Origin of the sequence: Donghicola mangrovi, from assembly GCF_013377535.1 — a bacterium.
In the GTDB taxonomy this organism is placed as follows: Bacteria; Pseudomonadota; Alphaproteobacteria; order Rhodobacterales; family Rhodobacteraceae; genus Donghicola; species Donghicola mangrovi.
Genome location: NZ_JABCJE010000013.1, coordinates 20,241 through 45,305 on the forward strand (window position 1 = coordinate 20,241; position 25,065 = coordinate 45,305).

The 25,065-nt window shown below is 63.5% G+C and carries 28 protein-coding genes; 24 read left to right on the top strand and 4 right to left on the bottom strand.

All coding sequences use genetic code 11. The annotated features are described in order from the left end of the window. Positions 1 to 23: 23 nt before the first annotated feature. From HJ536_RS18050 to HJ536_RS18060, 3 genes are all read left to right on the top strand, one after another. The gene (locus HJ536_RS18050) at positions 24 to 884 is read left to right on the top strand and encodes a carbohydrate ABC transporter permease (protein WP_176853654.1); all 861 of its coding nucleotides are present in this window, start codon (positions 24 to 26) and stop codon (positions 882 to 884) included. Continuing rightward, positions 881 to 1,678 carry a carbohydrate ABC transporter permease gene (locus HJ536_RS18055; protein ID WP_177158816.1) on the top strand — a complete coding sequence of 266 codons (798 nt, stop codon included), beginning with the start codon at positions 881 to 883 and terminating at the stop codon, positions 1,676 to 1,678. The genes HJ536_RS18050 and HJ536_RS18055 overlap by 4 nt, the downstream gene beginning before the upstream one ends. Before the next feature lie 123 nt (positions 1,679 to 1,801). Then, entirely contained in the window at positions 1,802 to 2,662 is an 861-nt protein-coding gene (locus HJ536_RS18060) for an aldo/keto reductase (protein ID WP_177158817.1), read from the top strand. Between the two features lie 95 nt (positions 2,663 to 2,757). On the opposite strand, the gene HJ536_RS18065 is transcribed toward HJ536_RS18060, so the two are convergent. Further along, positions 2,758 to 3,168 (bottom strand): cyclophilin-like fold protein, encoded by a 411-nt coding sequence (locus HJ536_RS18065; RefSeq protein WP_228028798.1) that lies wholly within the window; start codon positions 3,166 to 3,168, stop codon positions 2,758 to 2,760. A gap of 241 nt (positions 3,169 to 3,409) precedes the next feature. Here HJ536_RS18065 and HJ536_RS18070 point away from each other — a divergent pair, with 241 nt between their 5' ends. The 13 genes from HJ536_RS18070 (at position 3,410) to HJ536_RS18130 (ending at position 16,398) form a co-directional block, all read left to right on the top strand. Beyond that, positions 3,410 to 3,862: a (R)-mandelonitrile lyase gene (locus HJ536_RS18070; protein ID WP_177158818.1), complete on the top strand. Its 453-nt coding sequence runs from the start codon at positions 3,410 to 3,412 to the stop codon at positions 3,860 to 3,862. A 75-nt stretch (positions 3,863 to 3,937) separates the two neighbouring features. Beyond that, on the top strand, positions 3,938 to 4,867 hold the full coding sequence (locus HJ536_RS18075) for a LysR family transcriptional regulator (protein WP_228028799.1): 930 nt from the start codon (positions 3,938 to 3,940) through the stop codon (positions 4,865 to 4,867). Positions 4,868 to 4,964: 97 nt separating this feature from the next. Further along, entirely contained in the window at positions 4,965 to 5,726 is a 762-nt protein-coding gene (locus tag HJ536_RS18080; RefSeq protein WP_177158819.1) for a carboxymuconolactone decarboxylase family protein, read from the top strand. 47 nt (positions 5,727 to 5,773) lie between these two features. Beyond that, positions 5,774 to 6,403, top strand: a complete 630-nt coding sequence (locus HJ536_RS18085) for an NADPH-dependent F420 reductase (protein WP_177158820.1) — start codon at positions 5,774 to 5,776, stop codon at positions 6,401 to 6,403. A gap of 13 nt (positions 6,404 to 6,416) precedes the next feature. Next, positions 6,417 to 6,815 (top strand): (R)-mandelonitrile lyase, encoded by a 399-nt coding sequence (locus HJ536_RS18090; RefSeq protein ID WP_177158821.1) that lies wholly within the window; start codon positions 6,417 to 6,419, stop codon positions 6,813 to 6,815. 108 nt (positions 6,816 to 6,923) lie between these two features. After that, positions 6,924 to 7,352, top strand: coding sequence for an ester cyclase (locus HJ536_RS18095; protein WP_177158822.1), 429 nt, complete (start codon positions 6,924 to 6,926; stop codon positions 7,350 to 7,352). Positions 7,353 to 7,369: 17 nt separating this feature from the next. Then, complete coding sequence (locus HJ536_RS18100; RefSeq protein ID WP_177158823.1) at positions 7,370 to 8,752, top strand: multicopper oxidase family protein; 1,383 nt, start codon at positions 7,370 to 7,372, stop codon at positions 8,750 to 8,752. 152 nt (positions 8,753 to 8,904) lie between these two features. Further along, complete coding sequence (mprF, locus tag HJ536_RS18105; RefSeq protein ID WP_177158824.1) at positions 8,905 to 11,526, top strand: bifunctional lysylphosphatidylglycerol flippase/synthetase MprF; 2,622 nt, start codon at positions 8,905 to 8,907, stop codon at positions 11,524 to 11,526. 200 nt (positions 11,527 to 11,726) lie between these two features. After that, positions 11,727 to 12,548: a phosphonate ABC transporter ATP-binding protein gene (phnC, locus tag HJ536_RS18110; protein WP_176853664.1), complete on the top strand. Its 822-nt coding sequence runs from the start codon at positions 11,727 to 11,729 to the stop codon at positions 12,546 to 12,548. A gap of 61 nt (positions 12,549 to 12,609) precedes the next feature. Further along, positions 12,610 to 13,521, top strand: coding sequence for a phosphonate ABC transporter substrate-binding protein (gene phnD / locus HJ536_RS18115; RefSeq protein ID WP_176853665.1), 912 nt, complete (start codon positions 12,610 to 12,612; stop codon positions 13,519 to 13,521). A 70-nt stretch (positions 13,522 to 13,591) separates the two neighbouring features. Continuing rightward, complete coding sequence (gene phnE, locus HJ536_RS18120; RefSeq protein WP_177158825.1) at positions 13,592 to 14,446, top strand: phosphonate ABC transporter, permease protein PhnE; 855 nt, start codon at positions 13,592 to 13,594, stop codon at positions 14,444 to 14,446. Further along, positions 14,443 to 15,780: a phosphonate ABC transporter, permease protein PhnE gene (gene phnE / locus HJ536_RS18125; protein WP_177158826.1), complete on the top strand. Its 1,338-nt coding sequence runs from the start codon at positions 14,443 to 14,445 to the stop codon at positions 15,778 to 15,780. The genes phnE (HJ536_RS18120) and phnE (HJ536_RS18125) overlap by 4 nt, the downstream gene beginning before the upstream one ends. Positions 15,781 to 15,783: 3 nt before the next feature. Then, a complete protein-coding gene (locus tag HJ536_RS18130) occupies positions 15,784 to 16,398 on the top strand; it encodes an LbetaH domain-containing protein (RefSeq protein WP_177158827.1) in 615 nt (204 codons plus the stop codon). Here the strand turns inward: HJ536_RS18130 and phnF are convergent. Further along, on the bottom strand, positions 16,395 to 17,111 hold the full coding sequence (phnF, locus tag HJ536_RS18135; protein WP_177158828.1) for a phosphonate metabolism transcriptional regulator PhnF: 717 nt from the start codon (positions 17,109 to 17,111) through the stop codon (positions 16,395 to 16,397). The two genes, HJ536_RS18130 and phnF, sit on opposite strands and share 4 nt — an antisense overlap. A 77-nt stretch (positions 17,112 to 17,188) precedes the next feature. Between phnF and phnG the strand changes: the two genes are divergently transcribed. Genes phnG through HJ536_RS18170 form a run of 7 tightly spaced genes read left to right on the top strand, consistent with a single transcriptional unit; the run spans position 17,189 to position 22,107 of the window. Next, positions 17,189 to 17,629, top strand: a complete 441-nt coding sequence (phnG, locus tag HJ536_RS18140) for a phosphonate C-P lyase system protein PhnG (RefSeq protein WP_177158829.1) — start codon at positions 17,189 to 17,191, stop codon at positions 17,627 to 17,629. Then, entirely contained in the window at positions 17,629 to 18,201 is a 573-nt protein-coding gene (gene phnH, locus HJ536_RS18145) for a phosphonate C-P lyase system protein PhnH (RefSeq protein WP_177158830.1), read from the top strand. Before phnG ends, phnH begins: the two co-directional genes overlap by 1 nt. After that, on the top strand, positions 18,201 to 19,286 hold the full coding sequence (locus HJ536_RS18150) for a carbon-phosphorus lyase complex subunit (RefSeq protein WP_177158831.1): 1,086 nt from the start codon (positions 18,201 to 18,203) through the stop codon (positions 19,284 to 19,286). Before phnH ends, HJ536_RS18150 begins: the two co-directional genes overlap by 1 nt. Beyond that, positions 19,283 to 20,137 carry an alpha-D-ribose 1-methylphosphonate 5-phosphate C-P-lyase PhnJ gene (locus HJ536_RS18155; RefSeq protein WP_177158832.1) on the top strand — a complete coding sequence of 285 codons (855 nt, stop codon included), beginning with the start codon at positions 19,283 to 19,285 and terminating at the stop codon, positions 20,135 to 20,137. Before HJ536_RS18150 ends, HJ536_RS18155 begins: the two co-directional genes overlap by 4 nt. After that, the gene (gene phnK, locus HJ536_RS18160) at positions 20,134 to 20,898 is read left to right on the top strand and encodes a phosphonate C-P lyase system protein PhnK (RefSeq protein ID WP_177158833.1); all 765 of its coding nucleotides are present in this window, start codon (positions 20,134 to 20,136) and stop codon (positions 20,896 to 20,898) included. The genes HJ536_RS18155 and phnK overlap by 4 nt, the downstream gene beginning before the upstream one ends. A gap of 4 nt (positions 20,899 to 20,902) precedes the next feature. After that, positions 20,903 to 21,586, top strand: coding sequence for a phosphonate C-P lyase system protein PhnL (gene phnL / locus HJ536_RS18165; protein WP_177158834.1), 684 nt, complete (start codon positions 20,903 to 20,905; stop codon positions 21,584 to 21,586). Further along, entirely contained in the window at positions 21,586 to 22,107 is a 522-nt protein-coding gene (locus HJ536_RS18170; protein WP_177158835.1) for an AAA family ATPase, read from the top strand. Before phnL ends, HJ536_RS18170 begins: the two co-directional genes overlap by 1 nt. Here the strand turns inward: HJ536_RS18170 and HJ536_RS18175 are convergent. After that, the gene (locus tag HJ536_RS18175; RefSeq protein ID WP_338082459.1) at positions 22,089 to 22,766 is read right to left on the bottom strand and encodes a DUF1045 domain-containing protein; all 678 of its coding nucleotides are present in this window, start codon (positions 22,764 to 22,766) and stop codon (positions 22,089 to 22,091) included. The two genes, HJ536_RS18170 and HJ536_RS18175, sit on opposite strands and share 19 nt — an antisense overlap. 82 nt (positions 22,767 to 22,848) lie before the next feature. On the opposite strand from HJ536_RS18175, the gene HJ536_RS18180 reads away from it, so the two are divergent. Further along, complete coding sequence (locus HJ536_RS18180; RefSeq protein WP_177158837.1) at positions 22,849 to 23,988, top strand: alpha-D-ribose 1-methylphosphonate 5-triphosphate diphosphatase; 1,140 nt, start codon at positions 22,849 to 22,851, stop codon at positions 23,986 to 23,988. 53 nt (positions 23,989 to 24,041) lie between these two features. Here HJ536_RS18180 and HJ536_RS18185 read toward each other — a convergent pair whose 3' ends face one another. Next, positions 24,042 to 25,064, bottom strand: coding sequence for a LacI family DNA-binding transcriptional regulator (locus tag HJ536_RS18185; protein WP_176853679.1), 1,023 nt, complete (start codon positions 25,062 to 25,064; stop codon positions 24,042 to 24,044). Between the last annotated feature and the right edge of the window lies 1 nt (position 25,065).

Sequence of the window (25,065 nt, forward strand, 5' to 3'; positions counted from 1 at the left end):
CGGCCGGGGAACGGGAGAAGGCTATGTCCAATCCACATTCGAACGGGGCGTGGCTGCTGCTGGTGCCCGCACTGGGGATCATGGGCTTTGTCGCTGTGATCCCGCTGGTAGCGGTGTTCAATTTCTCCTTTCATGACATCTTTACCATCGACGAGGCCTACTGGATCGGCCCCGAATGGTTCACCGAAATCACCCGAGACCCGCAGTTCTGGGCCAGTCTGGGGCGCAGCGCCCTGTTTTCGCTGATCGTTCTGTCGATACAGGTGCCGCTGGGGGTCTGGCTGGCGCTTTTGATGCTGAAGATGGGGCGGATGGCCGTGCCGGTGCTGATGCTGGTGGCGCTACCCTTGGTGGTGCCGTGGAACATGATCGCGGGGATGTGGCTGACCTTGATCAACCCCGAACATGGTCTGGCGGGCCGCGCGATGACCGCCCTCGGGATTGCGTTCGACTACAAGTTCACCGCCCTGCACACGTGGGTTCTGATCGTGCTGGCGGACACGTGGCACTGGCTGGGGCTGGTGGTCATTCTGGCCTATGCGGGGGTTGCCGCGATCCCCGAACCCTATCGCCAAGCGGCGGCTATCGACGGAGCCTCTCGGCTCGCCGTCTTTCGCTATATCGAGCTGCCGCGCATCACAGGCGCGCTGTCTATTGTGCTGCTCTTGCGGTTTGTGGACAGCTTCATGATCTATACCGAGGCGTTCTCGATCAACGCGGGCGGGCCGAACAACGCCACGACCTTCCTGTCGCTTGAGCTGGCCGCCGATATCGGCAGCTACACCTATGGCCGCGCTGCTGCCCGCGCCATGCTGGACTTTCTGATCGTGCTGACGGTGGCATGGGCGTTTATCCGGATCCGGTCCACGGGGAAACACCAATGAGCGCCCGCGGCCTGACCCTGCGCGCCGTCGTCTTTGGCCTACTGGCGCTGTTCATCCTGCTGCCGTTCGCACAGACCGTCCTGCTGAGCTTCACCCTGACCCTGCCGCGCGAAGGGCACGTCACTGGCGCGCCGACCCTGCTGAACTATGCCGAGGTGTGGGCCCGCCCCGATCTGAGGGGCTCGATCCTGAACTCTCTGACCTATGTGACGCTGAATATCGCGCTGTGTCTGGCGGCGGGGCTGCCTGCGGCCTATGCCTTTGCCCGCTATCGGTTTACCGGCGACCGCCATGTGCTGTTTGCCCTGCTGGCGTTCCGGCTGACGCCGCCTGTGGTGCTGTCACTGCCGGTGTTCTTTCTGTTCGCGCGGTTCGGGCTGGTGAACAATCCGGTCGGGATCGCGCTGGTGCACTGCGCCTTTAACCTGCCCGTTGCGATCTGGATTTTGGAAAGCTTCATCGCCGCCGTTCCCCGCGAATACGATGAAACCTGCTTTATCGACGGGCATTCACTGAGCGGCTTTTTCTTCAAACGCCTGATCCCCGCAATTGCGCCGGGGATCGGGGTTACGGTGTTCTTCTGCTTTGTCTTTTCGTGGGTCGAGGTCGTGCTGGCCCGCATTCTGACCGTTACGGCGGGCAAGCCGATCACCATGGCGATCAACGCCCTTTATGGGTTCCGCACCGATATCGGGCTGGTGATGGCGATGACTGTTGTTTCCCTGATTCCGGGTGTGGCGATGATCTGGTTCGTGCGAAATCACATCGCCCGCGGGTTCGTCATTCGCACCTGATCGGGCTATTCAGCAATCTCGCTCATAAGTGGGTTCAGTTTTTCAGCGATTATTCAGGCGCCCCAAGGAGCCTATCTCTGGCGCATCCGGCGGCACCGGCCGCCCCAGAGGAAGGCACGAGACATGATCCTGCAAGACACCAAAACCCTGTCCAACGGCGTGGCGATCCCCAAGCTGGCCTTGGGCACTTGGATGATCGACGATGACAAGGTCGCCGAGGCCGTCAAAGCCGCCACCCAGATCGGGTACCGTCACATCGACACCGCCCAAGCCTATGGCAACGAGTGCGGCGTCGGCCTTGGCATCCGCACCTGCGGCGTGGCCCGCGAAGAGCTGTTCGTTCAGACCAAACTGGCCGCAGAGATCAAGGATTACAACGGCGCCACAGCTGCCATCGACGGATCACTTCAGGCACTGGGGCTGGATTACATCGACCTGATGATCATCCACAGCCCGCAGCCTTGGGCCGAGTGGGCCAGCGAAGACCGCTATTTCGAGGGCAATCTGGCCGCATGGAAAGCTCTGGAGGAGGCCTTGGATGCAGGCAAAATCCGCGCGATCGGCGTGTCCAACTTCCAGCAGGTCGACCTACAGAACCTGCTTGATAACGCGCGCATCAAGCCGATGATCAACCAGCTTCTGGCCCATATCGGCAACACGCCCTTTGACCTGATCGAATTTTCCAAAGCAAACGACATGGCCGTCGAGGCCTATTCGCCCATCGCCCACGGTCAAATTCTGGACAACGCAGAGATCGGCGCGATGGCGCAGAAATACGGGGTAACGATTTCTCAACTCTGCATCCGCTACATACTGGAACTGGACCTGCTGGCCCTGCCCAAAACCGCGAACCCTGCTCATATGAAAACGAACGCCGACGTGGATTTCGTAATCTCGGCCGAAGATATGGACGCGCTGAAGGCAATCACCGCCAAGGATTACGGCGAGGCTTCGGCCTTTCCCGTCTACAGCGGCAAGGCCTGAGCCGGAATTCTTCGGGCGTCCCGATCCGGACTATCCCCCCCGAAGACAGAGCGCCCTTGGAAACAAGGGCGCTCGATTTGTTTCTGAACTACGGGTCAGTCCGCCAACTCGATCCTTACGGCCACATTTCCGGGGGCTTTCAGGGCTGAATAGTCACCGTCAAACGCCCCTAGTCGCACCAGCCCCCGCGCCGCCGAGAACGGTTTGATGAAGATCGCCAGATTTTGCCAAGGGGCGTACTGTGTGATATCCCCCGCCGCCGGTTTGTAGCTGTCCGGCGCGTCCGAGGCATCCAGCGTTCGGTTCAGATCGGCCACCTTTTCGGTTCCGTGATAGTCGGTCAGGGTCAGTTCCAGCGGCAAAAGGCTGGCGAAATCCCGCGCCGCCGCGCTGTTGTCCAAGGTGGCAGGCATCACCACTTCGCCCGCAATTACGTTGATCTTCATCGTTTCGTTCTTTTCTGCCGCGCCGGCCAGCGCAGGCAAAGCTGCAAGGGCGAGCGCCATTATAAATATGTGTCTCATGGGCTTGTGGGGCCAAGCCCCCTCCCGATTTCCGGCCCAAGATGCGCCCGATCCGCCGCCCCGCGCAATAACCGGTGTTTCATAGCACTGATGAGGGCGCCTCATCGACCGGCGCGCGCCATTCATGAACAGACCTCATCACGGCATCCCGGATTGACCCGATGATCGGGCGTCCCCAAGGCCCTATTCTGTAGGGGGCACAGGACGAAAATAGGAGACGACCATGAGACTTACCCTACTCGCCGCCGCCCTTGCCCTGCCCCTTGGGGCCGAGGCCCAAGAGGTCGAGATCACCCGCCACGCAGATCGTGCCGGTCAGATCGGAGCCGCTGAAACCTTTACCGGCACCGCCTATGTCGCGCCGGTCTTTGGCCCGCAAATAAGCGGCGTCAGCGCGGGCGAAGTCACCTTTCTGCCCGGAGCGCGGTCGGCGTGGCACACCCATCCCGCGGGCCAGATGCTGGTGATCACCAAAGGCACCGGTTGGACGCAGGAACGGGGACAGCCCAAGCAGACCATTCGCGCCGGTGACGTGGTTTGGTGTCCGCCCGATGTGGAACACTGGCACGGGGCGACGAACAGCACCTCGGTCACCCATTACGCCATTCAGGGCAGCGTCGATGGCAGTGCAGTTAGCTGGGGTGACCATGTTTCGGACGAAGACTACGGCGGCTAGGTCGCGAACACCCCAAGGGTCGGCGGAAATAATCCGTCGACCTTATGAACCACAAGCATATATCATGGAGGAAAAATGCGTCCCGAGTTAGAGGCTCCGACCGCCCCCATGATCCGCGAAAATATTACCGATCTCATCGCCTTTGCCGCCGTTGCCGAAGAGCGAAGCTTTACCCGTGCCGCGGCGCGCCTGAATGTGTCCCAGTCCGCTTTATCCCACACGATCAAGGGGTTAGAGCAGCGTCTTGGCATCCGCCTGCTAACCCGCACCACCCGCACCGTGGCCCCGACATTGGCCGGAGAGGACCTGCTGGCCACATTGAACCCCTGCTTCGAGCGGATCGAAAACCGGCTTCAGGCCCTGAACGAGGTGCGGGACGAGCCCACGGGAACCGTCCGCATCGTGGCCGTGGAATACGCCATTGAATCCCTGCTCTGGCCCAAGCTTTCGCCGATGCTTCGGAAATATCCGGCCGTAAATGTGGAGCTGGTGATGGAATATGAGTACACCGATCTGGCCCAATCCCGCTGCGACGCGGGCGTGCGGTACGGAGATCAGGTGGCCGAAGGGATGATCGCCATGCGCATCGGCCCCGACGAGCGGATGATCTGCGTGGGGGCGCCCTCTTATTTCGCGGTGACCAAAGAACCCAAAGAGCCGAACGACCTGACCGACCACAGCTGCATCAACTTGCGTCTGTCGAACCACGGCGCCCTTTATGCGTGGGAGTTCGAGGATGCCGAGGGCAAGGATATCCGCGTCAAGGTAAACGGTCAGGCCACCTTTAACACCATCAACTCGGTGATCCGGGCGGCGGTGGATGGCCACGGGCTGGCCTGCGTACCCGAACGGTTGGCGCAGCCCTATCTGGACAGCGGCGCGCTGCGCACCTGTCTAGAGGAATACTGCCCCTATTTCCCCGGCTTTCACCTCTATTACCCCAGCCGCCAAAGGTCCTCTTCGGCATTCGAGGTGGTGCTAGAGGCCCTACGCCATAGGGATTGATGAAAACGCCTCATGAGTGGGTTGCGGGTTTTATCCATTAAGTTTCGGGCAGTTAAGGCCATTTGTGTCCCATACGCCGAACACAAAGGAATGCCCTATGAATACCCGCATCGCCGCCTCTGCTCTTGCCCTGATGGGATCGACAGCCAGCGCGCAGGATCTGGCCAGCACTTTGCCCGAGGCTGTCTCCAAGGTCGCCCCCGCCCTCGAGGCCTATAGCACGGACGCCCTGTTCGGGACGGTCTGGAACGCAGACAGCCTGTCCCTGCGCGACCGCGCCTTGGTCACCTTTGCCGCCAAGGTCACCCGCCACGAGGTGGACGATCTGGCCGCCTATACCGCGCTCGCACTGGACGCGGGCGTCACCGCGCCCGAACTGTCCGAAGCCATCACCCATCTGGCCTTCTACACCGGTTGTGGCAACGCGACCGCTGCGGCGGTGGCCATGGCGCCGGTCTATGAGGACCGCGGGATCGCATCCGCCGATCTGCCCGGGCCCAACCCCGACTTGCTGCCCCTGAACGAAGAGGCCGAAGCCGCCCGCCAGACCATGGTCCAAGGCAACTTTGGCGAGACCAGCCAAGGTGTGGTCGACTACACCGAGGCTTACTTGTTCCGGAACCTGTGGCTGCGCCCTGATCTGGCCCCCCGCGACCGCAGTATGATCACCGTTGCGGCCCTGATCGCCGCTGGCCAGCCCGAGCAGATGACCTTTCACCTGAACCGCGCCATGGACAACGGCCTGACCCAAGACGAAGCGGGCGGCATGTTGGCTCATCTGGCCTTCTATGCCGGTTGGCCGCGCGTGTTTTCCGCCCTACCGGTCGCAAAAGACGTCTTTGCCAGCCGTTCCAAATAATCGGGTCGGGCGCAGAGGCGCCCGCCCTTCCCTTCGGGAGTTGAGACATGAAAATCGCCATCCTAGGATCGGGCCGCATGGGCGCGGCACTTGGCCAATCGTGGTCCGCCGCAGGCCATCACGTGACCTTCACCTATGCCCGCAGCGACGCGAAACTCCAGCGCCTTGCGCAGGCAACCGGCGGCGCATGGGCTTCGATCCCCGAGGCCATATCCGATGCGGACGCCGTGCTGCTGTCCGTCCACTGGTCCCGCATTCCCGATGTTCTGAAGCAGGCCGGTGAGCTAGCGGGCAAGATCGTCCTGAACTGCTGTGTCCCCTTGGACGAGGATGACGCCAACCTCCTTTACGGCCCTTCCACCTGCGGGGCCGAGGAACTGGCCCGTCTGCTCCCCCATGCCCGCTGGGTCAGTTGTTTCAACACCATCCCGTCGGAAACCTTTGCCCCCGTCCGCGCCCGCACCCTGACGCCCCAGCCCCAAGTGCTGATGTATGGCAACGACGCGGGCGCCAAGCAGGTGGCCCAAACCCTGATCCGTGATGCGGGCTTTGACCCGCTCGAGGCAGGTGGCCTGACCACAGGCCGCTATGTCGAACCCTTTGCCATGGTCACCGCTGTGCTTGCCTACGGGCAGCCCGGTGGCCCTGCGCTGACCTACCGTTTTGAAAAACTCTGAAAGGACCCCTCTGATGAAAATCACCCGTTCGGGCACCAACCCCTCGATCCCCGGCCCCGCAGACTGGTTCACCGGCACTGTCCGCGTTGACCCCATGTTCCAAGCCGAAGACCCCAGCCGCGTCGGCGGCAGCCACGTGACCTTTGAACCCGGCGCGCGCACCGCGTGGCACACCCACCCCGCCGGTCAGACACTGATCGTGACCTTCGGCCGTGGCCGTGTGCAGCGCGAAGGCGGCCCCGTCGAAGAAATCAGCCAAGGCGACGTGGTCTGGTTCCCCGCCGGTGAAAAGCACTGGCACGGCGCGGCCCCCGACACCGCCATGAGCCACATCGCAATCCAAGAGGCCGTCGACGGCAGCGCCGTGACTTGGATGGAAAAGGTATCGGACGCTGACTACAGCCCCGAATAACGCCCTTGGGCACGCCCCGCGCAGCTGTGATGTGCGTCGGGGCGTGCCTGTGCTATGGTGCGGGCGCAGGCCCCACGAGGGCCAATGGCAAAAGACAGCAGGTGCCCTTTGACCCGAGACGAAATCCTTGTGGCCTATTCCGGTTACATCGCTTGCCTGAATGCGCAGGATTGGCCGAACCTGCAAAACTATGTCTCGGACGAGGCCACATATAACGGCACCCTGATCGGGCTGGATGGCTATCGCGCCATGCTGATCGGTGACTTCAAGGCCATCCCCGACCTAAAGTTCCACATGGTGCAAGTGATGTGCGACCCGCCGGTGATCGCGGCGCGCCTTGCCTTTGATTGCACGCCCGTCGGGGATTTGTTCGACCTGCCGGTGAATGGCAAACGGGTGCAGTTTTCCGAAAACGTGTTCTACGAATTCGCAGGCGGCAAAATCCGCAACGTCTGGTCCGTCATCGACAAAGCCGCCATCGCCGCGCAACTCTGTACGGGTGCTGAAAACGCACCATCACAGGAACCAAGCGCATAACCGTGAGGGGACCAGCCATGACTTTCACTCGACGCGCCTTTTGCGCTGGCCTTGGCGGCGTTGCGGGACTGGCCCTGACGCGCCCTGCCTTGGCCGCGCCGCCAACGTTGACCGCCCGCAAAGCAACCGTGCAATTGGCCCCCGAAGGCTATCCTACGACCGAGGTCTGGTCCTATGACGGCACCCTTCCCGGCCCGCTGATCCGCGTACCACAAGGGGGCCGCGTGACCCGCCAGCTGATCAACGCCCTTGATGTGCCAACGTCGGTCCACTGGCACGGCATCCGCATCGACAACGCGATGGACGGGGTGTCCGGCCTGACCCAAGACCCCGTGCCGCCCGGTGGCACTTTTGACTATGACTTTGCGGTACCGGATGCGGGCACCTACTGGTACCACGCCCACAAAAACTCGATGGAGCAAGTCGCCCGCGGTCTGTCCGGAGTGCTGATCGTGGACGAAGCCACCCCGCCCGATGTGGACCGCGACGAAATCCTGATGCTCGGGGACTGGCTGCTGGATCCGGACACGGGCGCCTTTGTCGAGCCCTTTGCTAACCCCATGACCATGAGTCACGGTGGCCGCACCGGAAATCTGGTCGGGGTGAACGGACAATACGCCTATGGCCTGACCGCCGAAACCGGCGAACGTCTGCGCCTGCGCCTGATCAACAGCGCCAACGCGCGGATTTTCGGCCTGCGGCTGCAAGGGATGTCGGGCTGGACGGTTGCCTTGGACGGGATGCCTTTGGACCAGCCAGAGCCCCTGACCACCGAGATCATCCTCGCCCCCGCGCAGCGCGTGGACCTGATCGTCGATGTGACAGCGGCGGTGGACCAGCCCGCCGCCCTGCTGATGGCAATGTCCGACGACAGCTGGCAAGCCTTGGTCGAGGTTACAGTCACCGGCGGGCGGACGCCCCGCGCCGATCCCCCCGCGCCCCTGCCTGCGAACCCCAACACCGCTCTGCCCGACCTATCGCAAGCCCGATCGCTGGAGATCGCGATGGAGGGTGGCGCCATGGCGGGCATGGACAGCGCCGTCTTCGAAGGGGAAAGGCTGGACTTCCGCGGCCTGATCGAGCGCGGCCAATACTGGGCCTTGTCCGGTCAGTCGGGACTGTCCGACACGCCCTTTGCCACGTTGCAGCGCGGGGAACCCGTGAGGATCAAGCTGGTCAACCGGACGGTTTTCCCCCACGCAATGCACCTGCACGGCACCCATTTTCGGCAGATCGGCCCCGATCGCACCCTTGGGCCACTGCGCGACACGATCCTCTCCTTCCCCGATGAGCCTTTGGAAATCGCCTTTACCGCAGACAATCCGGGCAAGTGGCTGTTTCACTGTCATATGTTGGCCCATGCCGCGACGGGCATGACCACATGGATCGAGGTGGCCTGACAGCCCCCACTCCAGCGCCCTTAACATCCTTGACGCAGATGTTAAGGGCGCGGAAACCTGATGGCGTCTAATAGATTGCGGAATCGTAATCTTCGGGTCACGTGTCGCGAAGCCGGCGGTGCGATCCGTTGGGTCAACCAAAGGGACTGCCCATGACCGAAGACACCCGCACCGACCTCTCGCTGATCCAGCGGATCAAACCGCTTTTGCCGTGGATCATCACGGCTGGACTGTTCGCGGCGGGGGCCTTTGCGCTGCATCACCTGCTGGCCAGTGTGGACCTGAAGCAAGTCGCGACGCTGGCGCGATCCACCCCGCTGCAGGTTCTGCTGCTGGCGGTTCTGACCACCTTTGGCAGCTATGTGACGCTGGTGGGCTACGACTGGTCCGCCCTGCGTTATATCGACAAGGACCTGCCCGCCCCTGTCATCGCCTTGGGCAGCTTTCTCGGCTACGCGATGGGCAACACCATCGGCGCGGGGCCGATCACGGGCGGGGCTGTGCGCTATCGCGTCTATTCGGCGCTGGGGCTGTCCGCGCAGGACATCGCGGCGATCGCGGCCTTTGCATCGGTCGCGTTCGGGTTTGGGGCCACGATTATCGGGTTCGGAGCACTGGCCTTTCATCCGCTGGCCTTGGGGCACCTGCTGCCCTTTGGCGGCGGCACAATCCGCGCGGTGTCTCTGACTGTGGTCATCGGCTCTCTGGCACTGCTGTTTTATCTGTCGGCCAAGGGCGCGCAAATTTCCCTGCGCGGAATGCATCTCAAAGCCCCCGAGCCGCGGCTGCTGGCCGCCCAATTCCTGTTTACCGCCCTTGATCTGTTGCTGGCTGCTCTGACGCTTTATTTGCTTCTGCCCCCGTCGGACCTGCATTTCGCGACCTTTCTGGCGGTTTATGCCGCTGCGATCATGGCCGGTGTGATCAGCCACGTCCCCGGCGGCGTGGGCGTGCTGGAGACCGTGGTGATTGCCGCCCTGCCCGCCTCGGTTCCCGTGGCCGAGGCTGCGGCGGGCCTGCTGCTCTACCGCGTGATCTACTACCTGCTGCCCTTTGGCGTGGCGCTGATCCTGATGGCCCTGACCGAGGCGCGTATGGCATCTGACCGGATCAAAGGCCCGCTGCTGACCAGCCTTGCGCCCCTGAACCGGTCGATCGGCGCGCTGGTGCCCGTGGCGATGGCCGCGATGATGCTGGCCTCGGGCGCGGTCCTGATGATGTCCGCGCTGGTGCCGCCCACGTCCGAGCTGGCCGAACAGCTGGAACTTTGGACCCCGCTTGCGGTGATCGAAGGCGGCGCGTTGCTGTCCAGCATCTTTGGCGCGGCGATGCTGGTCATTGCCCACGGCCTGCTGCGCCGGGTGGCGGGCGCGTGGTGGCTGGCGATGCTGGCGCTGGCGGGGGGCATCGGGGCCAGCCTTGCGAACGGTCTGGACATCGAACGAGCGGTCTTTCTGGGGATCGCGCTGCTGATCCTCTGGCCGATGAAGCGCGAATTTTTCCGCGCCACCCGCCTGACGCGGGACGTTTTCAGCGGCCGTTGGTCCCTGATGATGCTGGCGATCATGACGGCGGTGCTGGCGGTGTTCTTCTTTGCGCACAAGGCCACGCCCTATGCCCATGACCTGTGGTGGCAATTCGCCGTGGACCAGAACGCGCCCCGCGCCCTGCGGGCAGCATTGGTGGGCATGGTCGCGCTAAGCCTTGCGCTGATGGTCTTTGCCCTGCGGCCCGGACGGATGACCCACGCCCTGCCCACCGCAGCAGAGCTGGAGCAAGCGCGCGCCATCGTCATGTCCCAGTCCCATCCGGACGCCAATATCGCGCTGACCGGCGACAAATGCCTGATGCTGTCGGAAACCGGTCGCAGCGCCTTGATGTACCGCATTCAGGGGCGCAGCTGGATCGCCCTGCACGAACCCTTTGGCGACCCGTCCGAGATCGAGCAACTGGCCTGGGATTTCCACGACGCGGCCTATGCGGCGAACGCGCGGCCGGTGTTCTATTCCGTCGGGGTCGATCTGATCCCCTTGTGGCTGGAGATGGGTCTGGCGCTGGTAAAAATGGGCGAAGAAGCCGTGGTTCCCCTGCGGGATTTCTCGCTGGACGGGCCTGCGCGCAAACGGCTTCGGACCAACAATAACCGCGCCCAACGGGATGGCCTGCGGTTCGAGGTTCTGCAGCCCCCCTTTGCCGAGGATCTGATGCCCACCCTGCGGGAAATTTCCGATGCTTGGCTGAAAACCAAATCCGGCGGGGAAAAAGGGTTCTCGGTCGGTGCCTTTGACGAGGGCGTCCTGTCCCGCGCCCCCATCGCCATTGTCCGCCATGAAGAGCGGATCGTCGCCTTTGCCAGCCTCTGGCAGACCGATCTGAAACATGCGGCCACGATCGACCTGATGCGTCATGTGGACAATGCCCCCTCGGGGATGATGGAGTTCCTGTTTACCGAACTGCTGCTCCACTATGCCCGCGAAGGGTATGCCGAGTTTTCCCTTGGGAACGCCCCCCTTGCGGGCCTTGAGGCGCGGCGCGGAGCGTCGCTGTCCACCCGTCTCGGGGCGCTGGTCTATCGTCACGGCCGCCAGTTCTATAACTTCGAGGGGCTTCGCGCCTTCAAGGACAAGTTCGATCCCGACTGGCGCCCTGTCTATGTGGCGATCCCGCCGCGGGCCAATATTCTGGTCGTGGCCACCGATGTGGTCAGCCTGATCGGCAAAAGCGCGCCGCGGGACACCAAGACCTCTATGACAGCCACGGTTACCAGTTCTTAAGATACCTATGCGGCGCAGATTATACGGGGCGGGCCCTGCGCGCCCCGTTTCGCCGTAAAACCCCTGTTCCCAAGACGTTACGCAGGGGAAACCCTGACTTGACAGGAAACCGTTACAGAAACTTGGCGGGACTGTCACAGACCTTCAAAGAAACTGTTATCTTCGATCCGTAAGCAGAGCCCCAACAAAAAGGGGCCCTCATGCATCTGAACGTTGTCCAAGTTTCCAAGTCCTTTGGTACCAAGTCTGCGGTGGACCGCGTGAATTTCGCCGTCGAGGGTGCCAAGTTCATCGGCATTATCGGCCGGTCCGGTGCGGGGAAATCGACCTTTCTGCGCATGATGAACCGCCTGACCGATGCCACCGACGGCCGGATCGAGGTTGACGGCGTCGACGTGCTGTCCCTGACCGGCAAGGCCAAGCGCGACTGGCAAAGCCAGTGCGCCATGGTGTTCCAGCAGTTCAATCTGGTGCCCCGCATGGATGTGGCCTCGAACGTCCTGCACGGGCTTCTGGGGCGCCGGTCCACGCTGACCAGCCTGCTGAACCTGTGGTCCTCTGCCGACATCACCCGTGCGCTGGAAATTCTGGACCGCCTCGGCATTCAGGAACAGGCGGCCAAGCGCGCCGAAGCCCTGTCCGGCGGCCAGCAGCAGCGCGTCGCCATCGCCCGCGCCCTGATGCAAGACCCCAAGATCATTCTCGCGGACGAACCCATCGCCTCGCTGGACCCGATGAACGCGCAGATCGTGATGGACACGCTCAAGCGCATCAACATCGAAGATGGCCGCATGGTCATCGCCAACCTGCACACACTTGATACCGCGCGCCGCTACTGTGACCGCGTGATCGGGATGCGGGATGGCCGTGTGGTGTTCGACGGCACCGCCGACCAACTGACGCAGGATGTCGCCCGCGACATCTATGGCGCAGACCAGAGTTTCTCCGAAAGCGCGACCTCGACCGAGATTTCGTCGCTGGCTTCGGGACAGAAATACGCAGACGCCTTGTTGGGTGACTGAGTAGCTCCGGCACGAGCCATTCCGGCCTTGCCACCAAGACAAACCTCTCGTGGAGACGACCATGAAAAAGATCATCGCACTCGCGCTGACCACCACTGTTCTTGCCGGTGCCGCTGCTGCACAGGACATCAAAGAATTCAACATCGGCATTCTGGGTGGCGAAAACGCTCAGGACCGCATGAACTCGTTCTCGTGCCTGCAGAACTACACCGAAGAAGCTCTGGGTGTTCCGGTCAAGCTGTTCGCCCCCGCCGACTATGACGGCGTTCTGCAGGGCCTGCTGGGTGGCACCATCGACATGGCATGGCTGGGTGCTTCGGGCTACGCCAAGATCTACCTGACCGACGAAAACGCTGTGACCCCCGTTCTGGTCAAAGCAAACCTCGACGGTTCGTACACCTACCACTCGATCGGCATCGCCCGCAAAGACAGCGGCATCACCAAGCTGGACGATCTGGAAGGCAAAACCTTTGGCTTCGGCGATCCGAACTCGACCTCGGGCTACCTGATCCCTTCGGTTGAGATCCCCGCAGAGACCGGCCACTCGATGGAGTCGGGCGACTTCTTTGGCGAAGTGCGCTTCACCGGCGGTCACGAGCAGACCATCGTTGCCGTTGCAAACGGTGACATCGACGCAGGCGTGACCTGGGCCGACGGTCAGGGCAACTGGGAAGACGGCTACAACTCGGGCGCGCTGCGCAAGGCCGTTGACGCAGGTCTGGTCGACATGAACGATCTGGTCCAGATCTGGATGTCGAAGCCCATCCCCGAGGGCCCCGTTGTTGTCCGCAACGCTCTGCCCGAAGACGTAAAAGAGAAAATGACCGCTCTGGTTGCCGGTCTGCACGAGAAAGACCCGGATTGCGCCTACGGCGTTGCAGCCGGTGACACCGCTGGTTTCGTTCCGATCACCCACGACTACTACGAGACCATCATCGAAGTCCGTCGCCAGCAGATCAAAAGCGGCAGCTAATCGCTGACACATGGCCCGAAGGCAGCCCCATGCTGCCTTCGGGTTTTTTGCGTTTTCTAGGGAAAGATCGATGCAGGCAGCACCAAGCTCGAACACCGCCGATTACATGGCACTGGTCCAACGTCGCCGTTTATATGGCGGGGCATTGCTGGCGCTTTTCGTCCTGCTGATGGCCAGCGGCTTCAATCTGGCCGAGGACCGCAATGCAGGCGGTTTCCTCGAGGGGCTGCACCGCATCTTCGACTTCCCTGCCGAGATTTTCTCGGAGGCGTTCACCGACTGGCGCAACCTGCCCGGTCTGGTTCTGAAATTCCTGCCCTCTTTGCTGGAGACGCTGAACATCGCGGCGATTTCCACGCTGGTCGGGGGCCTGTTGGGGATGCTGCTGGCGTTCCTGTCCACCCGCGGTCTGGCCCTGTGGCCCGCGCTGACGCCGGTGTTCCGCCGGATCATGGACATCATGCGCGCCGTCCCCGAGATCGTGATCGCGCTGGTGCTGATCTTCCTGCTGGGGGTTGGCCCCGTTCCCGCGATGCTGGCCATCGCCTTTCACACCACCGGCGCTTTGGGCAAGCTCTTCTCGGAGGCGGCCGAAAACGTCGATCTGAAACCGGTCGAGGGGCTGGCCTCGGTCGGGGCGAACTGGCTGCAGCGCATCTGTTTTGGCGTCCTGCCGCAGGTGGCGCCGAATTGGTCGTCCTATGCGCTGCTGCGGTTTGAAATCAACATCCGCGCCTCGGCCATTCTGGGCTTTGTCGGCGCTGGCGGCATCGGCTACGACCTGAAAACCGCCCTGCAATGGGGCATGGGCAAATACGATCAGGTGGTCGCCATTTTCGCCCTGCTGTTCATCACCATCATGATCGTCGACCACATCTCGGACCGCGCCCGCGCCCGTCTGGTCAAAGGAGGACAGGCTCTATGACCGCGCTGAGTGATCCCCAATTCGCCTTCGACACCCAAAGCCGGATCAAGGCCACCTTTGCCCGCCGCAAATGGCGCAACATCGCCGTGCCGCTGGGAATTCTGGCCTATCTGGTCTACGTGTTCTTTGCCTTTGACGTGCAGGGGCTTGCGGCCAAGGCCCGCCCCGAGAACGCCTCGATCCTGCTGCGGGATTTCTGGTCCTACAAGATGCACGTGACCCGCGACAACCGCTCGGACACGATCGTGACCGCTTATGAAGGCGAGCGCAAAGGCACCTTCCCCGAAGGTCAAGGCCCCGATTGGGTCAGCTACGGCCCCGAAACGGTGATCAGCCTGCGAGATGGCAGCACCGTAACCCTGCTGCCCGAGAACGCTGCCCGCATCGACATTCCCGACTTCGGCAGCATCGTCGCGCAGGTCCAAGGCCGTGCGGTCGATCTGAACCTGCCCGCCGATGCCACCACCCCCGACTGGATGAGCGTGTCCCGCAACCGCGTCGCCATCACGCAGGATGGTTGGCGGTTCTCGATCACCCCCGCCCGCACCGAGGTGTTCCGCTACCGCGCGGGGTGGGAGCTGTTCTTCTTTACCATCGACACGCCCTTCTACGGCAAATCGCTGGGGGAACTGGCGGCACTGGCTCTGTGGGAGCCGCGGGTCGAACCCCAGCGCCCCAACATCGTCGCGATGGCCGACTATGTCTGGAACAACAAAATGTGGCGTCACGGCGAAGTCGCTTGGGCCATGTTCGAGACCATCCTGATGGCGTTTCTGGGCACCATGGGCGCTGGTCTGATCGCCCTGCCGCTGGCCTTTCTGGCGGCCTCGAACTTTGCCCCTGCGCGTTGGGTGCGCCTGACCTGCCGCCGTCTGTTCGACTTCTTGCGCGGTGTGGACGGGCTGATCTGGACCGTGATCCTGTCGCGCGCCTTTGGCCCCGGCCCGATGACCGGTAGCCTTGCGATCTTGCTGACCGACACCGGCACCTTTGGCAAGACATTCTCGGAAGCGCTGGAAAACATTGATCAAAAGCAGGTCGAGGGCATCCAGTCCACCGGCGCGAATGCCCTGCAGCGGATGCGCTTTGGTGTGATCCCGCAGGTGCTGCCCCTGATCCTGTCGCAGCTGCTGTATTACCTCGAGTCCAACACCCGATCGGCCACTGTGATCGGTGCGCTGGTGGGCGGCGGGATCGGCCTGTTGCTGACCCAAGCGATTATCACCCAGAAAGACTGGGAAGAGGTCTGCTATTATATGGTTCTTGTCGTGCTGACGGTCATGCTGATGGACACCATCTCGGGCTGGATCCGCCGCAAGTTCATCAAGGGCTAAACCATGCCGAAACTGTCCCCCACCGACCCCTATATCCACCCCGAGTGCACGATCGCAGGAAGCACCTTTGGCGCCTATGTCGAGATCGGGCACGGGTCGCGCGTGCTGAATTCTACCTTCGAGGATTACGCCTATTGCGACCGCTATGCGGATATCGCGAACACCACGGTGGGGCGGTTTTCGAACATCGCCGCCTTTACCCGCATCGGGCCGACCGACCATCCCTATCGCAATGCCGCGCAGCACCATTTCCTCTACCGCTCCTCCTACTATTTCGAGGATGCCGAGGATGATCAGCGGTTCTTTGAACATCGGGCGTCCCGCCGCAGCACCCTTGGCGCGGATTGCTGGGTGGGTCACGGCGCGATCATCAAGCCCGAGGTGACCATTGGCACCGGCGCGGTGATCGCTTCGGGTGCGGTGGTCACGCGGGATGTGGCGCCGTTCATGATCATGGCGGGCGTCCCCGCCAAGCCGGTGAAGATGCGCTTTGACCAGAGCGTCGCCGACGCCCTGCAAGAGATCGCCTGGTGGGACTGGCCCCATGACCGCCTGCGCACCGCGCTCGAGGATTTTCGCACCATGCGCGCCGAGGCGTTCGTCGAGAAGTACCGTTAACCGGCGTCCTCGGGGGTCACGGTCAGTGCGACGCGGTCCCCGACGAACCAGCTGATCCCGTATTCGATGGGCACCCCGTCCGCATCGACGTTCACCGACTCGGTCCGCAGCAGCGGCGCCCCTTCGGCGATTTTCAGCAGACCAGCGCGGGGGTTACGGGCGATCTTGGCCGTCACGCGGGTCGAGGCGCGGGTGTAATCCGGCACTCCCATCGCGGCCAACGCATAAGAGATCGAGGGCTTCTCCCCCATCAGCCGTAGGAAATCGGGGAACCGTTCGGCAGGCAGAACAGAGCGGAAATGACAGATCGGCAGGTCATCTCCGGTCGAGATGCCCTCGACCACATGTACGGTGGTCACGCCAAGGGTATCAGCCTCGACCTGATTAGCGGGACGGGTCTCCATGCGCAGGATCTGGCGGCTGGGGGTGCGCCCCGAGGCCGCGATATTCTGGTGGAACCGCACGCGGCGTCCCAGCTGGTAATCCGCAGGCGGCGCGGCGGCGACAAACACGCCCGCCCCACGGCGGGACACGGTCAGCCCCTCTTCGCCCAATGCGGACAGGGCATGGCGAACGGTGTGGCGGTTCACCCCGAAACGGGCCGAAAGCTGCGCCTCGGTCGGCAGCTTTCGGCCCGCGCGATAGAGGCCTTGGGTGATCTCGGATCGCAGGGTTTCTGCGATTGTTTGCCAGACGGGATTTTTGCGCGTCATGAAATTGTCATTTGTCAAACGGGCGCTTCTGGCCCAATATTTGTCTAGTTGTATAGATAAATAGACAAGTCGTCAAGATGTCCATATCCGATCAAGACCAGCGCAAAGACTATATGGGGGTGCTGGCCCGCGCCCGTCCGGACCGGTTGGCCGCTTTGCTGCCCGACCTGCCCGACCACACCTGGCTGCGAGCGCCCGAGATTGGCACCACCATGGTGCGCGGCCGTGTGGGGGCCAGCGGTGCGCCCTTTAACCTTGGCGAGATGACCGTCACCCGCTGCACCCTGCAACTGGCCGATGGCGCGGTGGGGCATGCCTATGTCCAAGGGCGCGACAAGGGGCACGCCACCCGCGCCGCCCTGATCGACGCCCTGATCCAGTCCGGCCAGCAGCCCGAGGTCACCACCCCCCTGCTGACCACCCTGCGCACTGAGGAAACCGAGCGCCGCCGCATCCGCGATGCCAAGGCCGCCGCCACCAAGGTGGAATTCTTTACCATGGTCAGAGGAGAGGACTGATGGCCCACGACACCGTTCTGGCCGCGGGCTTTGCCGATCCGGCCCGTGATGCGGCCCGCGCCTTCCGCCTGTGCCTGAATGCGATGGCTCGCCCCGGCACCCTGCAGGATGTGGCCCCCATCGCGGCCCCCGCGCCCCTGTCGGCAGCGGCGGCCACTGTGCTGCTAACCTTGGCCGACAGCACCACGCCCCTGTTCATCGGCACCAGCCACGACACGCCAGAGGTTCGCGCGTGGATCGCCTTTCACACCGGCGCGCCGCTGGTGGATCGCGCTCAGGCGGTCTTTGCGGTGGGCAGTTGGGCCGCGCTTGGTCCGACCGAGGCCTTTGCCCAAGGGACGGCGGAATATCCCGACCGCTCGACCACGCTGATCGTGGAACGCAGCGCCCTGACCCCCGCCAATGCCCGCCTGACCGGCCCCGGCATCCAGCACGCCCACGAGTTGCGCCTGCCCGATCCGGCGGCGTTTCAGGCCAATGCCGCGCTGTTCCCGCTGGGGGTCGATTTCTATTTCACCGCAGGCACCCAGCTTGCGGCGCTGCCCAGAACAACCAAGGTGGAGGCGCTGTAATGTATGTCGCAACCAAAGGCGGCGAGCGCGCCATCGACGCCGCCCACCAGTGGCTGGCCGAGGAACGCCGCGGCGATCCAGCCATCCCCGAACTGTCCGTTGACCAAATCCGCGAGCAGATGACGCTGGCCGTGAACCGCGTGATGGCCGAAGGGTCGCTCTATGATCCGGACCTTGCTGGGTTGGCGATCAAACAGGCCCGCGGCGATCTGATCGAGGCGGTGTTCCTGCTGCGCGCCTATCGCACCACCCTGCCCCGTTTCGGCGCGTCCGAGCCTGTGGACACCGGCGAAATGCGCATCACCCGCCGCATCTCGGCCACGTTCAAGGACGCCCCCGGCGGTCAGATCCTTGGGCCGACCTTTGACTACACCCACCGCCTCTTGGACTTCAAACTGATGGCCGAGGGGGAGACCCCGACCGCGCAGCAGAAGCCCTCTGATCCGGTGGACGCGCCCCACATCCTGTCGCTGCTGGACCGCGACGGGCTGATGGAGCCGTTGGAACAGACCGACGCCACCCCCGCCGACCTGACCCGCGAACCCATGTCGATGCCTGCGGACCGCCCCCTGCGCCTGCAAGCCTTGGCCCGCGGGGACGAAGGGTTCGTGCTGTCCATGGCCTATTCGACCCAGCGCGGCTACGGGCGCACCCATGCCTTTGTCGGCGAGCTGCGCATCGGTACCTGCGATGTGGAAATGTTCGTGCCGGAACTGGGCTTTGCGATCGAGATCGGTGAAATCGAACTGACCGAATGCGAGACTGTGAACCAGTTCACCGGCTCCAAAACCCAGCCGCCGCAGTTCACCCGTGGCTACGGTCTGGTCATGGGCCAGTCCGAACGCAAGGCGATTTCGGTCAGCCTCGTGGACCGCGCCCTGCGCTGGGATGAGCTTGGCGAAGACAACGTTGGCGCCCCCGCGCAGGACACCGAATTCGTGCTCTATCACTGCGACAACATTCAGGCGACCGGGTTCCTCGAGCATATCAAGCTGCCCCATTACGTGGACTTCCAGTCCGAACTGGAACTGATCCGCAAAATCCGCCGTGCCGCCGAAACCCCCATGCAGGAGGCCGCCGAATGACCGATCAGGCCTATAACTTTGCCTATCTCGACGAGGCGACCAAGCGGATGATCCGCCGCGCCTTGCTCAAAGGTCTGGCGATCCCCGGATATCAGGTGCCCTTTGCCAGCCGCGAGATGCCCATGCCCTATGGGTGGGGCACCGGCGGTGTGCAGGTGACCGCTGCTTGCCTGACCCCCGAAGACACCCTGAAGGTCATCGACCAAGGGGCCGACGACACCACCAACGCCGTGTCGATCCGCAAGTTCTTTGAGCGTACCGCCGACGTGGCCACCACCGAAGCCACCGCCGAGGCGACCGTTATCCAGACCCGCCACCGCATCCCCGAGGTGCCCCTGACCGAAGGCCAAATTCTGGTCTATCAGGTGCCGATCCCCGAGCCCCTGCGGTTCCTCGAACCGCGAGAGAGCGAGACGCGCAAGATGCATGCCCTGTCCGAATACGGGCTCATGCATGTGAAGCTTTACGAAGATATCGCCCGACACGGGGCGATTGCGACCTCCTATGCCTATCCGGTGCAGGTCGAGGGGCATTATGTGATGGACCCCTCGCCCATCCCGAAATTCGACAACCCCAAGCTGGGGGACAACGCCGCGATCCAGCTGTTCGGCGCGGGGCGTGAGCAGCGCATCTATGCCCTGCCCCCCTATACCCGCGTGGTCAGTCTGGATTTCGAGGATCACCCCTTCGAGCCGACCAAGGCCGACCATTCCTGTGATCTGTGCGGGGCTGGCGACACCTATCTGGACGAAGTGATCACCGACGATCAGGGCAGCCGCATGTTTGTCTGTTCGGACACCAACTACTGCGTCACCCGTCAGGCCGAAGCAGAGGCAGGAGCAGCCCAATGACCCAAGACCAACCGCTTCTGAGCGTCCGCGATCTGGCCAAGATGTATGGCGGGCGGATCGGCTGCACCGATGTCAGCTTTGACCTCTGGCCCGGCGAAGTGCTGGGGATCGTGGGCGAATCCGGCTCTGGAAAATCGACCCTGCTGGGGTGTCTGTCGGGGCAACTGGCCGCTGATCGGGGCCAGATCCTGTACCGTGGTCGCGACACCCGCCAGATGTCCGAACCCGAGCGCCGCCTGCTGTCACGCACGGAATGGGCCTTTGTGCACCAGAACCCGCGGGACGGTCTGCGCATGGGCGTGTCCGCGGGTGGTAACGTGGGCGAGCGTCTGATGGCCGTTGGCGCCCGCCACTATGGCGATATCCGCGAGACCGCCACCGACTGGCTGGGGCGCGTGGAAATCTCGGCCGAGCGAATCGACGATCGGCCGCGCCAGTTCTCGGGCGGGATGCAGCAACGTTTGCAGATCGCGCGCAATCTGGTGACCTCGCCCAAGCTGGTGTTCATGGACGAACCCACGGGGGGTCTTGATGTGTCGGTTCAGGCGCGTCTGCTGGACCTCTTGCGCGGGCTGGTGCGGGATATGGGGCTGTCGGTGATTATCGTGACCCACGATCTGGCCGTCGCGCGCCTGCTGGCCGACCGCCTGATGGTGATGAAGGACGGCCATGTCATCGAACACGGGCTGACCGATCAGGTACTGGACGATCCTCAGGCCGCCTATACCCAATTGCTCGTTTCCTCTGTCCTGCAGGTGTAACCCCATGATCCGGATCGAAAACCTTAGCAAAAGCTTCACCCTGCACAATCAGAGTGGCGTTGTCATTCCGGTCATGGCGGGGGCACATCTGGCGGTCCAGCCGGGGGAATGCGTGGCCCTGACCGGCCAGTCCGGGTCGGGGAAATCCACCCTGATGCGGATGATCTATGGCAACTATCTGGCCGCCGGTGGGTCCATCATGGTGGGGGACGTGGACGTGGCCAAAGCCTCGCCGCGCGAGATCATCCGCCTGCGGCGCGAGACCTTGGGCTATGTCAGCCAGTTCCTGCGCGTGGTGCCCCGCGTGCCGACACGCACCGTGGTGGCCGAGCCCCTTTTGGCCCTTGGCATCCCCTCGGATCAGGCCCATGCCCGCGCCGAGCATCTGCTCGAGCAGCTCAACATCCCCCAGCGCCTGTGGTCCCTGTCGCCCACGACCTTTTCGGGGGGCGAACAGCAGCGCGTGAACATCGCCCGCGGCTTTGCCCATGACTATCCGGCGCTGCTTCTGGATGAACCGACCGCATCGCTGGACGCCAAGAACCGCGAAGTCGTCCTGTCGCTGATCGAGGCCGCCAAGGCCCGCGGTGCCGCTATCGTCGGCATTTTCCACGACGAGGCCGCCCGCGACCGCGTCTGTGACCGCACCGTGGACGTGACCGGCTTTACCCCGCAGAGGGCCGCATAATGGGCGTTTTCGCAATCGTCGGCCCCTCGGGCGCGGGCAAGGACACCTTGATGGAGGGGCTAATCACCCGCCACCCCCACATCCACCGCGCCCGCCGCACGATCACCCGCAGCAATGACGGGACCGAGGATCAGGAAAGCGTCACACAGGACGTTTTCGATGCCCTGCTGGCGGATGGGGCCTTTGCCCTGCATTGGCAGGCGCACGGGTTGTCCTATGGCATCCGGCACAGCGAGTTGGCCCATGAAACGGTGATTTTCAACGGCTCCAGACAGGCCTTGGCGCAGGCCGCCGAGCGTCTGCCCGATCTGCGCGTCATCCTGATCGAGGTCTCGCCCGAGGTGCTGGCCGATCGCCTTGCCTCTCGGGGGCGCGAGACCACCGAGGATATCGCCAAACGTCTGGAACGGGCGAAACAGGCCCTGCCCGAGGGCATCGCCTATCTCGTGGTGCGCAATGACGGCACGCAGGCAGAGGGGATCGACGCCCTCTGCGCCGCCGTTCAGCCGGTAAGCGTATGACGCGACAGGATGTGGAACCGGCCATCCTCTGCCTCGCCGCACAGGGCGATGGTGTCCATGGCAAAGGGGCGCGGCAGATGCGGGGCAAAGTAGGCCTCGGCAATGATGCGTGCCTGCGCCAAGGGCTCTGCCTCCAGATCGCCGCTCAGGGTTATGTGAAACCGGAACTCGTCCATCACATAGGGATAGCCGTACTGGTCCAGAAGCGCGCGCTGATGGGCGGTCAGGGCCTCGGGCTTGCGGCGGGCATATTCGGCCTCGGTCAAAGGCGCGCGGAAGGGTTCCAGCGCGACGACCAAGCGGTCGCACAGCCCCCGCAGCGCGGTCACGTCACCCTCGGGACGCAGCGCCAGAAACCGCCCGCCGATCGAGGAAACCACCAGCGCCTCCAGATCAAAGGCCGGAATGCTGCGCGCCAATTGTGCCACGGCATCGGTCAGGTCGCTTTCGGTGCGGCCCTCTGCCAGCCGGAACGGCGCCTTGAGCGTTCCATGAAAGCCGTATTTGCGCGGGGTCGCGGTCAGACCGGCCAGATCCACTCCGGCCAGATCGGGATGCAAGGCAGGCTGACCGGACGCGGCATCCCATCCCAGCCACGCAGACCCGGCCTGCCAAAACGCCCCATGGGGCGGAACATAGTAAATAGCGTATCTTTTCATCATCGCTGCCTTATCGCCGCGCAATGTCACGAGGGTGTGACGAAGCGCTGCCAGATGATGGCCCTGCGAACCGGAGACTAACATGACCGACACTATTCTGACCAACGCCACGCTGGTGCTGCCCGACGAAGTGATCAGGGGCACGCTCGTGATGCGCGGCGAGACCATCGCAGAGATCAGCGAAACCCCCAGCACCGCACCCGGCGCCATCGACTGCGCGGGCGATCTGGTGATCCCCGGCCTGATCGAATTGCACACCGACAATCTGGAGCGTCACCTTCAGCCCCGCCCCAAGGTCGACTGGCCCCACACCGCCGCGATCATCGCCCATGATGCAGAACTGTGTTCGGTCGGGATCACCACGGTTTTTGATGCCCTGCGCGTGGGCTCGGTGGTCAAGGACGCCGCCGATTACAAGGAATACGCCCGCCACGTGGCCACCGAAATTCTGGACCTGCGGGCCAAGGACGCGCTGCGGATTTCGCACTTTTTGCACCTGCGGGCGGAATGCTGTTCGGAAACGCTGGTCCAAGAGCTGGACAAATTCGGCGAGGATGACCGCGTCGGTATCGTCAGCCTGATGGACCACACCCCCGGCGAGCGCCAGTTCCGCGACCTGAGCAAGCTCAAGGCCTATGTCTGCGGCAAGCACAACCTGTCGGACGACCAATTCGACGATCACGTGGCCGCACAGATCGCGCTAAAGGAACGCTTTGGCGCGGTGCACGAGGCTGCCGCTGTCGCCGCCTGCTCCCGTTTCGGCGCGGTTCTTGCGAGCCATGACGACACCACGGCGGATCATGTGGCGGTGTCGGCGCAGCACGGGGTGTCCTTTGCCGAGTTCCCCACCACCGTTGAGGCCGCGCAGGCCTGCCGCGACCACGGGATCAAAGTGATGATGGGCGCGCCCAACCTGATCCGCGGGGGCTCGCATTCGGGCAACGTGGCGGCGCATCATCTGGCCGAGCTGGACCTCTTGGACATCGTGTCCTCGGACTATGTGCCGGCGTCGCTGCTGTCTTCGGCGCTTCTGCTGGGGGATTTGTGGGGCGATGTGGCGCGCGGCGTACGCACCGTCACCGCCGCCCCTGCCGAAGCCACGGGCCTGCATGATCGGGGCCGCCTGACAGTTGGCAAACGCGCTGACATTCTGCGGATCAAGCGGATCGAAGGCACCGCCACCGTGCACGGCGTTTGGGTCAAGGGCCAGCGCGCGGGCTGACCTGATTAAACGAACGGGAGCACCGGAAACGGTACTTCCTGCGTGACGGCCCCCTAGTCTGCCGGACCGAACAGAACGCTCTGTCGCCACTGCGCAGCGGTTGGCAGGGAATGCACCTGCGCGGGCGTCTCGTCCGCGACGATGCGGACCACGGTGCGGGCGATCTCTTCGTAGGGTTGGGCAAAGGTCGTCAGGCCATAGCCCGCCCACGCCGCCTGCGGGATGTTGTCGAACCCGATGACGTTCAGATCGGTCGGCACCTTCAGCCCGAAATCCAGCCGCGCACTGTCGATCAAACCGCACGCCATCAGGTCGGTCAGGCAGAACACTCCGTCCGGGCGATCCCGCCCTGCCAGCAGGGCCCGCGCGGCCTGCGCCCCGTCGTCATAGTTGCTGTTGGGGGCTTTGAACGTGCGGGGGGCGTAGCCTTGCTTGGCCGCGGCCTCCAGAAACAGGCGTTCGCGTTCCATCAGGCTTGGCGTTCCTTTGGCAGAACCGGCCAGCGCCAGACGTTCGCACCCTGCCCGTTTCAGCATGAACACCGCGTCATCCATCGCGGCCTGATAGTCGATCCGGATGTGGTCGGCGTCCGCATGGCCGCCACTGCGGTTGATCAGGATCACCCGCTGGCCCGCGTCGATGCAGGTGCTGACCATCGCCTCGGGCGGCGTGCCGGACATCACCACACTGGCCGAGGCGCGATAACTCAGCGCCTGCTCCAGCGCGGCCTGCGCGCTTTCGGGATCGGCGGTGACGTTGATGACCATGGCCATCCGCCCCGCCGCCTGCAATTCGCGGGTGATCGCGTCCAGAAGCAGCCCGTGATAGGGCTTGGTCATGTTCGAGGCCAACAGACACACAGGGCGGCTTTCGGCCTTGGAAATCCCGCGCGCCAGATGGTTGACGTGGTAGTTCAGCTCCTTGGCGGCGGCCAGAACCTTTTCCCGCGTCTTGGCCGAGACACTGGCCCCATCCGTGAACGTCCGAGAGACAGCAGACCGCGACACCCCCGCCAGCCGCGCGACTTCGGCAGCGGATGCAAGGCCCTGAGGCTGTTTGCGCAGGTTCGCGGACATA